Here is a 13503-nt window from a genome sequence, read left to right on the forward strand (position 1 = left end):
CTCCCGTCCCAGCCCCAGCTTCCGCCCCTGCGGCCGCCTCCGGCCTTGGCGGGCCGCCCAGTGCCGCCTCCGCCGCCGCGTACAGGTCCGCCGGGCGTACTCCGCTGAGCGCGGTGACCAGATGGCCGTCCGGACGGATCAGCAGGACCGTGTGCGCGGCCGCGCCCGGGTAGCTCTCGGCGACCAGCAGTTCGGCGGGGCGCGGCAGCGCTGTCACGGCGGCCGCGAGCCGCGGCATGATCCCGGCGCTCACCCAGTGCTTGCGCTCCCACACCCCCGTGCCCGGTGCGATCAGCAGCACCAGCAGCGCCCCGCGCCCGAGCCGGTCCCGCAGCCGGACGAAGGTGCCGTCCTCGGCGGTCACCCGTACGTCGACGACCGGGGAACCCGGGGGCGTATCGACGGCGGTCTCCGACTCGGTGGGTGGAGGCGCGAGCGGTGAATCGGCGTACGCCCCGGGCGCGCCCAGCGGGCCGCGACCCAGGTGGCCGTCCGTGAGCAGCGTGTCGTGGCCGCGGGACGAGCCGGGCACGTAGGACCGCAGGCCCTTGCTGCCGCGCAGCAGCGGCAGAGCCTGGTCGGCGGCGCGCAGCCGGGCGGCGACGAGCCCGCGCCGCTCCGCCTGGTAGCTGTCGAGCAGCCCCTCGTGGGGGCCGTGGTGCCAGGCCAGGGCCAGCTTCCAGGCGAGGTTGTCGGCGTCCCGCAGTCCCTCGTCGAGGCCATGGGTGCCGAGCGCGCCCAGCAGATGCGCGGCGTCCCCGGCGAGGAAGACCCGGCCGGCCCGCCAGCGGCGTGCGAGGCGGTGGTGGACGGTGTGGACTCCGGTGTCCAGCAGGTCGTACGGAGGTGTCGAGCCCGAGCTCCAGCCCGCGAGGGTCTCGCGGATGCGCGCCACCAGCAGGTCCGGGGTGACCAGGTCCTTGCCCGGAGGCAGCAGCCAGTCCAGACGCCATACGCCGTCGGGGAGGGGGCGGGCGGTGATCTCCTCGGCCGAGGGCCCGGACGTCCGCCACGGCGGTGCCCGGTGCAGCAACGCTTCTGCGGGCCAGGGGAGTTCCGTCCGCAGTGCCGCCACGGCGTGCCGCTCCACGGCGGTACGTCCGGGGAAACGGATGTCCTGGAGCTTGCGCACCGTCGAGCGCGGGCCGTCGCAGCCGATGAGGTAGCTGCCCCGCCACCAGGTGCCCTTGGGGCCGCGGGTGTGTGCCGTGACGCCCGATGCCTCCTGCTCGATCGCGTCGAGGCGGTTCTCCACGGCCACCTTGACCAGCCGCTCGTTCGAGAGGGCGGCGCGCAGCGCGCTCGTCAGGACGTGCTGGGCGATATGCAGCGGGGCAGGTCCGGCGAACGCGTCGGGATCGTCCTCAGCGGCACCGGCGGCACGGGCGGCGCCCTCGGACGCGGTCCCGCCGGGCATGTCGTCGAAGCGGACGTTCCGGATCACCTGCCGGCGGCGCACGGAACGCCATCCGGACCAGACGAGTCCCGCGTCGGTCGGCGGGAACCCGGTCAGCCGGGTCAGGAGCGCGGCCGTGTCCTCGCGCAGGACGACCGTGCGCGCGAGCCGCTGTTCGTCTTTGCCGGGGCCCTCGTCGAGGACCACGGAGGGGACTTCCTGGCGCGCCAGGGCGAGGGCGAGCGTGAGCCCGACGGGCCCCGCTCCGACGATGATCACCGGATCCACGGCGCGGTGCCCCCTGCCCGGAGAGGTGTCCTGAGGAATGTTGGGGAACAGCCAGATGGAGCGGCGTGCACGATCACAGAACGTATGCAACCCACTGCCGGTGTTTGCGTCAAGCGACGAAGGCAGTGGCGCGCGCGCCACTGCCTTCGATTCTTCACATGCCGTCAGTTGTTCGATGTACCGACGCCGTTGTGCCGGCGTCGGTCAGGGTTTGTCTCCGACGTCACCGCCGATGACCCCGGGGGCCCCGATGACCCCGCCGCCGTCCGCGCCGGTCGCCGCGGTGCCCGCGACCGCCGCCGCGGGAAGAACCGCTCCGGTCGACTTCTTGCCGCGCCGCAGCCTGTCCTCCAGCCAGCTGGCCAAGCTGGTCAGGATGAAGTTCAGGACGATGAAGATGACCGCCACGACGATGAAGCTGGGGATGACGTTCGCGTAGTTCGCCGCCAGCGTCTTGCGGGAGTTGAGCAGCTCGGTGAAGTTCAGCATCGCGCCGCCGAGCGCCGTGTCCTTCACGATCACGACGAGCTGGCTGACGATCGCCGGCAGCATCACGGTGACGGCCTGCGGCAGCAGGATCGACGACATGACCTGCGTCTTGCGTAGACCGATCGCCTGGGCGGCCTCCGTCTGGCCCTTGGGCAGTGACAGGATGCCCGCGCGGACGATCTCGGCGAGCACCGAGGCGTTGTAGAGGACGAGGCCCGTGACCACTGCGTACAGCGGCCGCTCGTCGCTACTGATCTGCGTGGACTCTGAGTAGAACTGGTTGGCGAAGACCATCAGCAGCAGGACCGGGATGGCGCGGAAGAACTCGACGATCACACCGGCCGGGACACGCACCCACCGGTGGTCCGACATCCGCGCTATGCCCAGGATCGCGCCCAGCGGCAGGGCTATCACCATCGCCAGGGCCGCCGCCTTGAGCGTGTTGACGAGGCCTGGCAGCAGATACGTCGTCCACGCCTGCGCCTCGGTGAACGGGCTCCACTTGGCGCTGTCCAGCTGGCCCTTGTCGGACATGGTCTGCCAGACCCACCAGAGCAGCAGCACCATCAGGGCGGCGAAGACCACCGAGAAGATGACGTTGCGCCGTTTGGCACGGGGGCCCGGAGTGTCGTAGAGAACGGAGCTCATCGCTTCACCGCCAGTCGCTTGCTCAGCCAGCCGAGGAGGAGACCGGTCGGCAGCGTCAGCACCACGAAGCCCAGGGCGAAGATCGTGGCGATGAGGAGGAGCTGCGCCTCGTTCTCGATCATTTCCTTCATCAACAGAGAGGCCTCCGCCACACCGATGGCGGCCGCGACCGTGGTGTTCTTGGTCAACGCGATCAGGACGTTGGCCATGGGACCGATCACCGTGCGGAACGCCTGCGGCAGCACGATGAGGGTGAGTACCTGGGTGAAGCTGAGCCCGATGGCGCGTGCCGCCTCCGCCTGGCCGACGGGCACCGTGTTGATGCCGGAGCGCAGTGCCTCGCACACGAAGGTCGCTGTGTAGGCGCTCAGACCCAGAACGGCGAGCCGGAAGGACAGCGCGGCGAAGTCGTCGGCGGCGCCCAGGGTCACGCCGAAGACGTCGGCGAGGCCGAGCGAGGTGAACACGATGATGACGGTGAGCGGGATGTTCCGCACGATGTTGACGTAGGCCGTGCCGAAGCCGCGCATCAGCGGCACGGGGCTGACCCTCATACCGGCCAGGATCGTGCCCCAGACCAGGGAGCCGACGGCCGAGAGCAGTGTCAGCTGCACTGTCGTCCAGAACGCCCCTAGGACGTCGTAGCCTTCAAGAAAGTCGAACACGATCTCCCGCGCTTCCGCGTGTGCCGAGGGCGGCGGTGGGCCGGTCCGCCGAGCGGCCCACCGCCGATTCCTGCCTTACTTGACGATGTCGCCGATCTTCGGGGCGGGCTCGTTCTTGTAGTTCGCCGGGCCGAAGTTGGCCTCGACGGCCTTCTCCCAGGAGCCGTCGCTCTCCATCTTCTCCAGGGCCTTGTTGATCTTGTCGACCATCTCGGTGTCGCCCTTCTTGACACCGATGCCGTAGTTCTCGTTGCTCAGCTTGAGGCCGGCCAGCTTGAACTTGCCCTTGTACTGGTCCTGGGCCGCGTAGCCCGCGAGGATCGAGTCGTCCGTGGTCAGCGCGTCGACCGCGCCGCTCGCGAGCCCGTCGAGGCACTCGGAGTACGTGCCGTTCTCACGCAGCTGGGCCTTGGGGGCGATCTCGTTCTTGATGTTCTGCGCGGAGGTTGAACCGGTGACCGAGCAGAGCTTCTTGCCATTGAGGTCAGTGCCCTCGCTGATGCCCTTCTCGTCGGCACGGACCAGCAGGTCCTGGTGGGCCAGCAGGTACGGGCCGGCGAAGTCCACCTTCGCCTTGCGCTCGTCGTTGATCGAGTAGGACGCCGCGATGAAGTCGACATCGCCGCGCTGGAGCGCGTTCTCGCGGTCGGCGCTCGGAGTTTCCTTGAACTCGATGTCCTTCTCGGCGTAACCGAGTTCCTTGGCCACGTAGGTGGCGACGTCGACGTCGAAGCCCGAGAACGAGCCGTCGGGCTCCTTGAGGCCGATGCCCGGCTGGTCGTACTTGATGCCGACGGTGATCTTCTTGCCGCCGCCGTCGCCGCTGTCGCCGCCGTCGTCGGAGCCACACGCGGTGGCGGTCAGGGCGAGGGCGAAGACGGTGGCCGAGGCGGCGGTGACCTTGCGGAGCTTCATGGTGCACGTCCTTTGCGTGATGAAGAGATGCGGGCCGTCGGTGCGGTGGGGCGCAGGCCGTCGGATGCGGGTGACGTGGGCCGCCGGGGGCCTGGGATTCAGGCCCCCGGTCAGGTCCCTCAACGGGCCTTTGACGAGCCCTCAACGGACCGTCGCTGGGCCCTCACTGGGCCCTCAGTGGTGAAGGATCTTCGACAGGAAGTCCTTGGCCCGGTCGCTGCGGGGGTTGCTGAAGAACTGGTCCGGCACGGCCTCTTCGACGATGCGGCCGTCGGCCATGAAGACGACCCGGTTGGCCGCCGAACGGGCAAAGCCCATCTCATGGGTGACGACCACCATGGTCATGCCGTCGCGGGCGAGCTGCTGCATGACCTCCAGGACCTCGTTGATCATCTCGGGGTCGAGCGCCGAGGTCGGCTCGTCGAAGAGCATGACCTTCGGGTCCATCGCCAGCGCCCGGGCGATCGCGACGCGCTGCTGCTGGCCACCCGAGAGCTGCGCCGGGTACTTGTCCGCCTGCGTGCCGACACCGACCCGGTCGAGCAGGGCGCGTGCCTTCTCCTCGGCCTTCTGCTTGTCGGTCTTGCGGACCTTGAGCTGTCCCAGCATCACGTTTTCGAGCACCGTCTTGTGCGCGAAGAGGTTGAAGGACTGGAACACCATGCCGACGTCGGCACGGAGCCGGGCGAGCTCCTTGCCCTCCGCGGGCAGCGGTCGGCCGTCGATCAGGATCTCGCCGGAGTCGACGCCCTCCAGGCGGTTGATGGTGCGGCACAGGGTGGACTTACCGGACCCGGAGGGCCCGATGACCACAACGACCTCACCCTTGGCGATGGTCAGATCGATGTCCTGGAGCACGTGCAACGCGCCGAAGTGCTTGTTGACGCTCTTCAGGACGACCAAGTCGCTCGTCCCGGCCACAACGTCCTTGGCCACCGATACTTCGGTCATCGCTTTATGGCTCCGTCCTCCTCGGTTGCGGAGACAGTAGTGACCGGCGCCGACCAGCGTCATTACATCTGAGCGAGAATTGAGCATAACGATCGGGTCGCAGACAGGTACTCCCCGTAGCGGCCGGGCCGGGGAGCGTACCGGCTGGGTAACACCAGGGGATACGCACTTGACGCGGTCCTCCGTCATCGGCGTCACTGCCATGGGCACGTAACGACCGAACGAACCGGAGGGGGCCGGAGTGAGACTGCTCCTCGTCGAGGACGACAACCATGTCGCGGCCGCCCTGTCCGCGGTACTGGCGCGGCACGGCTTCGACGTCACACACGCCCGCAGCGGCGAGGAGGCGCTCCAGGCACTGGTCCCCGAGGGCGCCGGGTTCGGCGTCGTCCTGCTGGACCTCGGCCTGCCCGACCAGGACGGCTACGAGGTCTGCGGCAAGATCCGCAAGCGCACCAGCACCCCTGTGATCATGGTCACCGCCCGCTCCGACGTACGGTCCCGGATCCACGGCCTGAACCTCGGAGCGGACGACTACGTCGTCAAGCCGTACGACACCGGGGAGCTGCTCGCCCGTATCCACGCCGTGAGCCGGCGCAGCCTCCCGGACGACACCGCCGTGACCGGGGAGGATGTGCTCCATCTCGGGTCCGTGCGCATAGAGTTGCCGACCCGGCAGGTCACCGTGGACGGTTCCGTCGTGCAGCTGACGCGCAAGGAGTTCGACCTGCTCGCGCTGCTCGCCCAGCGGCCCGGGGTGGTCTTCCGCCGGGAGCAGATCATCAGCGAGGTGTGGCGGACCAGTTGGGAGGGGACCGGGCGCACCCTGGAGGTGCACGTGGCGTCCCTGCGGTCCAAACTGCGCATGCCCGCACTGATCGAGACAGTGCGCGGAGTCGGGTACCGGCTCGTCACCTCCGCGTCATAGCGTGCCCACGTGCGCACTCGTCTTCTTCCGCTGCTCATCGTCCTCATGGCCGCCGTGCTGCTCGCACTCGGCATCCCGCTGGCGGTGAGCCTGGCGGCCGCGGAGCAGCAGAGGGTGGTCGTCGACCGTATCGACGACACCGCGCGGTTCGCGGCGCTCGCGCAGTACGTCACCGAGCGTCCCAGCGGTTCGCGGGTGGACATCCCGGACGAGCGGCGCGACACCCTGCAGAAGGAGCTGGAGCGCTACCACGACGTGTACGGCATCCGGGCGGGCGTCTACGACCGCAACAGGAGCCCCATGGCGAACGCGCCGGAGACCTGGCTGGTGCCCGAGGAGGGCGAGGGCCGCGACGCCTACGACGAGGCCCGGCTGGGGCGCCGCAGTCACGATCCGGAACAGGTGTGGCCCTGGCAGCGGAACCGTCTCGTCGTGGCGTCCCCGGTCATCCGGGACGGTGACGTCGTCGCCGTCGTCGTCACCGACTCGCCCACCGGACACATGCGGTCGGAGATCCTGCACGGCTGGCTGGTCATCTCCGCGGGTCTCGTCGCCGCCATGCTCCTCGCCGTCGGGGCCGCGCTGCGGCTGACCGGCTGGGTCCTCAGGCCCGTACGCGTCCTCGACACCACCACGCACGCCATCGCCTCGGGCCGCCTGAAGTCGAGGGTCGCGGTCGCCGGCGGGCCGCCGGAGCTGCGGCGCCTGGCCCGCTCGTTCAACGAGATGGCCGACAACGTCGAGGACGTGCTGGAGCAGCAGCGCGCCTTCGTGGCCGACGCCTCGCACCAGTTGCGCAACCCGCTCGCGGCGCTGCTGCTGCGCATCGACCTGCTCGCACTCGAACTCCCCGAGGGGAACAAGGAGATCGCTTCCGTCCGCACCGAGGGCAAGCGTCTCGCCCAGGTCCTCGACGACCTGCTGGACCTGGCGCTGGCCGAGCACGCCGAGGCGGACCTCAGGCTCACCGACATCGGCGAGCTGGCCGCCGAGCGGGTGGCCGCGTGGGGACCGGTCGCCGAGAGCAAGGGCGTCCGGCTGGCGGGGACCTGCCCGCCCACCACCGCCTGGGCCGACCCGGTCGCCCTGTCCAGCGCACTGGACGCGGTGATCGACAACGCGCTGAAGTTCACCCCCGAGGGCCAGACGGTGGACGTGGAGGTCGCCTCCAACGGCGAGGCCTCCACGGTCGTCGTCACGGACGGCGGGCCCGGCCTCAGCGACGAGGAACTCGGGCGCATCGGCGACCGTTTCTGGCGCAGCCCCGGTCACCAGAACATCAACGGCTCCGGCCTCGGACTGTCCATTTCCCGTGCCCTCCTCGGCGCGGGCGGCGGCTCGATCGCGTACATCCGCCACGAGCCGCACGGCCTGAAGGTGACCGTCACGGTACCGAGGACGGGGCCGACGTCCTGAGGCCGTGAGGGCGTCGTTTCCGGCGGCGTGGTGGGCTCCTACGGCTTGACGGAGCGGTAGTACCGTCGGGCGCCCTCGTGGAGGGGCAGGGGGTCCGTGTAGATCGCCGTGCGCAGGTCCACGAGCTGGGCCGCGTGGACATGGGAGCCGATGTTGTCGCGGCTCTTGATGACCACGCGGGTGAGCCATTCGGTGAGCCGGGGGTCGAGGTCCGAGCGCGTGACGAGCAGGTTCGCCACGGTCAGCGTCTGCACGGGAGCGCCCTGCTGGATGGACCGGTAGGCGTCGCCGGGCATCACCGAGGACCGGTAGTAGCGGGAGGTCTCGCCCTGGGCGTGCAGCTCGGTGACGAGGTCTCCGCTGATCGGGATGAACCGGAAGTCGTACACCTGGGCGAGGTCGACCAGACCGCCTGTCGGCAGGCCGCCCGACCAGAAGAAGGCGTCGATCTCGCCGTTCCGCAGCCGGTCCGGGGCCGTCCCTATGCTGTCGCTCTTCGGAACGATGTCCTTCTCGGGGTCCAGCCCGGCTGCCTTGAGCACCCGGGTCGCGATCAGGCGCACCCCGGATTCCTCCCCTCCCACTCCCACCCGCTTGCCCTTGAGGTCCGAGATGTTCTCGATGTCCGACGAGTGGGGGACGACGACCTGCACGTAGTCGTCGTACAGACGGGCCAGTCCGCGCAGCCTGCCGCGGCCGGGTCCCTCGTACGACTCCACCGCGTCGGCCGCGGCGATGGAGAGGTCGGCCTCTCCGCCCGCCACCCGCGTGACGTTCTGCTGGGAGCCGTCGCTCGTCAGCAGCTCCACCTTCAGGCCCGGCATGTCCCTGGCGATGGCCGTGCGCAACCGCTCGCCGTAGTCGTGGTAGACGCCGCTCTGCGGTCCCGTGCTGATCGTGATCGTCCCGGTCGGAGGCTGCTCGCGCGGCCACAGCCACCATGTCAGCAGCCCGAGGACCACGAGCGCGGCCGTCGAGGCCAGCAGCACGCGGTGGGCGCCGATGCGGTGGGGTGCCGGGAACATGCGCGCATCCTGCCAGGTCAGCGGACGTCGGCCAAGGGCCGGGCCCGACCGGGTGCGGGGTCGTGACGAGGGGGTGCGGAAGCGTGACGCGGAGTGCGGAACTCCGGCGCGTCGGTGCCCCGGTACGGCGATGCCGGGCCCGCCGTGGAATGCGGGCCCGGCATCCTCCGGGTCGGTGAAGGGCGGCTGAAGGGTCAGCCGCGTGCCGCCTCGTCGCGGAGCCGGTCGAGTTCGTCGTACATCGTCTGGCCCGGGCACTCCGTGTCGAACCAGTCCCGGTGGCCGGTGATCTCCGGGACCTCCTTCACGTTGCCGTTGACCGGGTTCGTGTACGTGACCGTGGCCTTCGGGTCGACACCGTGGAGCCGCGTCAGCACGCGGACCAGCCGGGTGAGCGAGGCGCGGGCGGCGTCCGTCGGGCCCTGCTCCGTCAGGGTGCCGAGCAGGGCGATGCCGAGGTTGCCGATGTTGTAGCCGACGGAGTGGAAACCGGTGACCAGCTTGCCGTCCCCGTCGTGCGCGGGCATGCCGTCGTCACCCGAGTAGCGGCCCTCGTAGATGGCACCCGCCTCGTCGATGAGGAAGTGGTAGCCGATGTCGCCCCAGTCGTTGGTGATGGCGTGGAGCTGGTAGATCGCGCGTACGGTGGCCGCCGGGTCCGGGTCGTCGTTGACCGTGGCGGTGTGGTGGACCGCGATGGTCTGGAACGGGTAGTACGCGGGCGGCGTGTTCTCCGTGCCGTCCGGCTTGAAGCGCAGGCTCTCGTCCGCGCCCCAGGCCGCCCGCGACAGGTAGGCGACACCCCGTACACGGGTCGTGTCCGAGGGAACGGCGACCTTGCGTCCCGGACCCTGCTGGGTGTCGAGCGCCAGCGAACGCAGTTTGGTGGACCCGTCGGGCGCCTTCAGTTCGTAGCCGGAGGCCTTGTCGGCGGCGATCAGCAGGGCGCCGCCGTTGGTCTCCGAGCAGCCGCCGGCGCTGAAGTCCTGCCAGGCGCCCTGCGCGCCGTCCGCGTCGCGCAGCCGGATGCCGCCACCGGACACGGCGGAGGTGCCCTCCCAGCGCACACCCACGTAGCCGATGGGGAACGCGGCCTCGACGGGGGCCTCGCCGGTGGCCGTCTTGGCGCGGGTCTCGGGGAACGTCTCCGAGGTCGTGCCCGGCTTGGTGTCCTCGGTGTCGATGGCGGCGTCGCCGTCGGAGCCGTTCGTCGTGGCCATCACGGTCGGTGTGATCACAGCCGCGGCCGTGATCGCGCCCGCGGCACCGATCATGGTGCGCCGGGTCACCCGGGACTTCGCCCGGTGGGCAGGGGAGGTGGGAGGAGTGGGGGGAACTGTCACGGTGGGGTCCTCGACGTTTCTTGGCTGAGATGGTGCGCAGGCCATGCTTGAAGACCCAAGGGAGAGTAGGGGGTTGGGCCGGCGCGGCGCACACCGCCCCCCGCTACCGGCGGGTTCCGAATTTCGCGCAGGACGGCCGTCGGCGGCATGCCGGTAAGGTCACCGGATGCACCTCTCGCCAGCCGATCTCGTCCGTGAGTTCCACCACGCCTTCGGGCTCGACGCCCGCACCGAGCCGACGGAGGTGGCGCCGGAACTCGCCGCTCACCGGGGCGAGTTGCTCGCGGAGGAGGCTTCCGAGGCCGCCGAGGTGGCCGTGGCGGGCCCGCTCGACCGGCTGGCGCACGAACTCGCGGACGTCGTGTACGTGGCGTACGGCACCGCCCTCGTCCACGGGATCGACCTCGACGCGGTGATCGCCGAGATCCACCGCTCCAACATGACCAAGCTGGGCCCTGACGGCAGGGTCGCCCGCCGCGAGGACGGCAAGGTCCTCAAGGGGGAGCACTACCGGGCGCCGGACGTGTCGGGGGTGCTGCGGAGCCAGGGGTGGAAGGGGTAGGAGTACGGCGGTGGCGGTTGAATGATTCATCTTGTGGGCTGGATTTGGTGACTCTTATCATCTGCACGTGACCCACCACCCTGAGCACGCGCACCACCAGCCGGACCTGCCGGCCGACCTGGACGAGGCTGCCCATCGCTGCCTCGTCGCCGGGTTCGAGGGCACCACGGCGGTCCCCGACGACCTGAAGGGGCTCATCGAGCGCGGACTCGGCGGGGTCATCCTCTTCACCCGCAACGTGCGCGACGCCGACCAGCTCCGCGGCCTCACCGAGCGCTTGCGCGAACTGCGCCCCGACCTGCTCGTGGCCATCGACAACGAGGGCGGCGGCATCGGACATCTGGTGGGCGCGGGCGCACCCGAGGTCCCCGGCAACTTCGCACTCGGCGTGGTCGACGACACCGAGCTGACCGCGCGCTGCGCCGACGCGCTCGCCGGGCACCTGGCCTCGCTCGGCATCACCGCGTCGTACGCCCCCGTCGCCGACCTCCAGCACCAGCCGCGCAACCCGATCGTGCGCACCCGCTCCTTCGGAGCCGACCCCGCGCTCGTCTCCCGCCAGCTGCGCGCCTGGATCACCGCCACCGAGGCGCGCGGTGTCGCCTCCTGCGCCAAGCACTTCCCCGGGCACGGCGGCACCGAGACCGACAGCCACCACGACATGGCCGTCGACCCCCGCCCGTACGACGAACTCGCCCACGACATCGAGCCGTTCCGGGCGGCCGTCGCCGCGGGCGTCCCGATGCTCATGAGCGCCCACGTGGTCTACCCGGCCCTTGACCCCGAGCGGCCCGCCACCCTCAGCCCGCGCGTCCTGGGCGAACTGCTCCGTGGCGACCTCGGGTTCGACGGCGTCCTCGTCAGCGACGCCCTGGAGATGAAGGCGATCTCCGACCGCTACGGAGAGGCCGCCGGAGCGCGGCTCGCCCTCGCCGCCGGGGTCGACCAGGTCGTCGTCGCGGTGGCGGACCTGGACGTCACCCTCGCCTGCCGGAACGCGGTGCTCCAGGCGCTCCGGGCCGGTGAGCTCCCGGCGGAGCGTGTGCTGGAGGCCGCCGGGCGGGTCCGGCAGCTGGCGAGGCGGTACGCCACCCCTGTGGTGAGCGGTCCGTGGGACGCCGGCGCCGGGCTGGAGGCGGCCCGCCGTGCCGTACGCGGACAGGCGCTGCCGGGGCCCGTGCGGGGCGCCCATGTCGTCGACCTGTTCCCGCCCCCGCATCCCGCGCTCAACTGGGGCGGTGAGGACCTGCTGACCGAGGTGCGCGCGCTCGACCCCACGGCCACGGGGACGGCGGTCACCGAGGAGCCCGCGGACTTGGCGGGGCTCGTAGCCGAGGCGCTGCGGGGCGCCGAGGGATCGCCGCTGGTGGTCGCCGCGTACGACGCCGGGCTGCACCCCTGGCAGCACCGGCTCCGTGACGCGCTGCTGGCCGGGCGGCCGGACGCGGTACGGGTGGCGACGGGGTTGCCGGAGCCGGGAAACGCAGGAGACGCAGCGGGCGCGGCAGGCGGGCTCTGCTCGTACGGGCGGGGGCGCGTGAACCTGCGGGCGGTCGCGGAGGTCCTCACGGGCGGGTGAGCGTCATCCGGCCTTCATGGGCGGGTGAGCGTCATCCGGCCTTCATGGGCGGGTGAGCGTCATCCCGCCCTCACGAGCTCCGTGATTCCCCGGGCCGCGAGGTACCCGGCATCGTCCGCGCGTTCGGCGAGGACCACGGCGGGGCGGGCGCCCTCGGTGCACAGACGCATCCACGTCTCGAAGTACGTGCCGCCCGGACCGGAGACGGACCGGGTGCCCGGTGCACAGTCCAGGACCAGGGCGGTGGTGCGGGGTTCGGGAGCGGGAGGCTCGGCGCGCAGTCCGGCGATCGTCTCGGCGAGGGCCGCGGCGATCGGCTTGGCCCGGCCGGAGGAGTCGAACAGGCCCAGGGTGTACTCCAGTTCCGGGTAGTCGGCCAGGGAGCGGTCCACGTCGTGGGAGCACCACCACGTCACGCCCCACAGCCCGGCGCACCCGGCCGCGTTCAGCACTGTCGCGCGGGCGAAGTCCGGGGCGTCGACCGCGGGGATGTGCGGCTCGGGCGCCCCTGTCTCCTGGACCCAGACGGGCCGGTTCACGTCCACGGCGTAGGCCTTGGCGAGTTCCACGCCGTACTCGGCGAGGTGCAGCACCTGCGGGGAGCGGGGCCCGTAACGGCGCGCGCAGTCGCCGGAGAAGACCCAGGGGTGGACGGTGGTCAGGTCACCCTTGCGGGCGGAGGCCTCCGGGGTGAACGGGTGGTCGTCGCCGTACCAGGCCGCGTCGAACGCGGAGTGCGTGACCAGGCGGTCGGGCGGGGCGGCGGAGAGGCCGTCGCGGGCCGCGGTGAGGAGGGTGTCGAGATAGTGGTCCACCTGCTCGGGTGTGACCGGGTTGTGCTCGACCAGGTTGTTGAGCTCGTTGCCGAGCTGGAGACCTATGAGATGGGGGCGGTCGGCGAGGGCGCGGCCGAGGGTCTTGAGCAGCCGTGCCTGGGCGTCGAGGGCGTCGGGGTCGGTGAACACGTTGCGGTGGTGCCAGCTGCGGGTCCACTCCGGGTAGAAGTCGAAGCTCGACAGATGGCCCTGCACGCCGTCCACCATGACGTCGAGTCCCGTCTCGCCCGCCAGGTCGACGAGCCGGACCAGCTGGTCGACGGCCGCGGTGCGGATCAGCGTGCGGTTGGGCTGGAGGAGCGGCCAGAGGTGGAAGACCCGGACGTGGTCCAGGCCCAGCCCGGCTATCTGCGCCAGGTCCTCGCGGGCGTGTGCCTCGTCGAAGTCGTGCCAGGAGTGGAACCAGCCGCGGCGCGGGGTGTAGTTGACGCCGAAACGGAGGGGCGGCGTGGGGGGCGGTGC

General features: G+C 70.9%; 12 protein-coding genes. 4 read left to right on the plus strand and 8 right to left on the minus strand.

The features are described from left to right. From FPZ41_RS38955 to FPZ41_RS38975, 5 genes are all read right to left on the minus strand, one after another. Positions 1-1684: FAD-dependent monooxygenase (locus FPZ41_RS38955; RefSeq protein ID WP_322621290.1), on the minus strand; the 1684-nt coding region annotated here is incomplete at its 3' end. A gap of 204 nt (positions 1685-1888) precedes the next feature. Continuing rightward, complete coding sequence (locus tag FPZ41_RS38960; protein ID WP_152868599.1) at positions 1889-2821, minus strand: amino acid ABC transporter permease; 933 nt, start codon at positions 2819-2821, stop codon at positions 1889-1891. Beyond that, entirely contained in the window at positions 2818-3486 is a 669-nt protein-coding gene (locus tag FPZ41_RS38965; RefSeq protein ID WP_322621291.1) for an amino acid ABC transporter permease, read from the minus strand. Before FPZ41_RS38965 ends, FPZ41_RS38960 begins: the two co-directional genes overlap by 4 nt. A gap of 75 nt (positions 3487-3561) precedes the next feature. Further along, complete coding sequence (locus FPZ41_RS38970; protein ID WP_152868601.1) at positions 3562-4401, minus strand: glutamate ABC transporter substrate-binding protein; 840 nt, start codon at positions 4399-4401, stop codon at positions 3562-3564. A 174-nt stretch (positions 4402-4575) separates the two neighbouring features. Next, entirely contained in the window at positions 4576-5352 is a 777-nt protein-coding gene (locus FPZ41_RS38975) for an amino acid ABC transporter ATP-binding protein (RefSeq protein WP_152868603.1), read from the minus strand. Between the two features lie 241 nt (positions 5353-5593). Between FPZ41_RS38975 and FPZ41_RS38980 the strand changes: the two genes are divergently transcribed. Both FPZ41_RS38980 and FPZ41_RS38985 read left to right on the plus strand, forming a co-directional pair. Then, on the plus strand, positions 5594-6280 hold the full coding sequence (locus FPZ41_RS38980) for a response regulator transcription factor (RefSeq protein ID WP_322621292.1): 687 nt from the start codon (positions 5594-5596) through the stop codon (positions 6278-6280). Positions 6281-6289: 9 nt separating this feature from the next. Further along, complete coding sequence (locus FPZ41_RS38985) at positions 6290-7696, plus strand: sensor histidine kinase (RefSeq protein ID WP_322621293.1); 1407 nt, start codon at positions 6290-6292, stop codon at positions 7694-7696. Positions 7697-7734: 38 nt separating this feature from the next. Here FPZ41_RS38985 and FPZ41_RS38990 read toward each other — a convergent pair whose 3' ends face one another. Next, positions 7735-8721 carry a TAXI family TRAP transporter solute-binding subunit gene (locus FPZ41_RS38990; RefSeq protein WP_152868605.1) on the minus strand — a complete coding sequence of 329 codons (987 nt, stop codon included), beginning with the start codon at positions 8719-8721 and terminating at the stop codon, positions 7735-7737. Between the two features lie 194 nt (positions 8722-8915). Beyond that, positions 8916-10064: a peptidoglycan recognition protein family protein gene (locus FPZ41_RS38995; RefSeq protein ID WP_322621294.1), complete on the minus strand. Its 1149-nt coding sequence runs from the start codon at positions 10062-10064 to the stop codon at positions 8916-8918. Between the two features lie 166 nt (positions 10065-10230). On the opposite strand from FPZ41_RS38995, the gene FPZ41_RS39000 reads away from it, so the two are divergent. Next, complete coding sequence (locus tag FPZ41_RS39000; RefSeq protein WP_152868606.1) at positions 10231-10626, plus strand: pyrophosphohydrolase domain-containing protein; 396 nt, start codon at positions 10231-10233, stop codon at positions 10624-10626. A gap of 67 nt (positions 10627-10693) precedes the next feature. Continuing rightward, positions 10694-12205, plus strand: a complete 1512-nt coding sequence (nagZ, locus tag FPZ41_RS39005) for a beta-N-acetylhexosaminidase (protein WP_322621295.1) — start codon at positions 10694-10696, stop codon at positions 12203-12205. A 59-nt stretch (positions 12206-12264) separates the two neighbouring features. Here nagZ and FPZ41_RS39010 read toward each other — a convergent pair. Beyond that, on the minus strand, positions 12265-13503 hold a 1239-nt coding region (locus FPZ41_RS39010; RefSeq protein ID WP_152868608.1), incomplete at its 5' end, for a glycoside hydrolase 5 family protein.

The organism is Streptomyces acidicola, from assembly GCF_009377235.1.
In the GTDB taxonomy this organism is placed as follows: Bacteria; Actinomycetota; Actinomycetes; order Streptomycetales; family Streptomycetaceae; genus Streptomyces; species Streptomyces acidicola.

Excerpts from the sequence above, each read along its gene's own strand:
- FPZ41_RS38960 (WP_152868599.1), bottom strand. The coding sequence starts at position 2,821 with ATGAGCTCCGTTCTCTACGACACTCCGGGCCCCCGTGCCAAACGGCGC.
- FPZ41_RS38970 (WP_152868601.1), bottom strand. The coding sequence starts at position 4,401 with ATGAAGCTCCGCAAGGTCACCGCCGCCTCGGCCACCGTCTTCGCCCTC.
- FPZ41_RS38975 (WP_152868603.1), bottom strand. The coding sequence starts at position 5,352 with ATGACCGAAGTATCGGTGGCCAAGGACGTTGTGGCCGGGACGAGCGAC.
- FPZ41_RS38990 (WP_152868605.1), bottom strand. The coding sequence starts at position 8,721 with ATGTTCCCGGCACCCCACCGCATCGGCGCCCACCGCGTGCTGCTGGCC.
- FPZ41_RS39000 (WP_152868606.1), top strand. The coding sequence starts at position 10,231 with ATGCACCTCTCGCCAGCCGATCTCGTCCGTGAGTTCCACCACGCCTTC.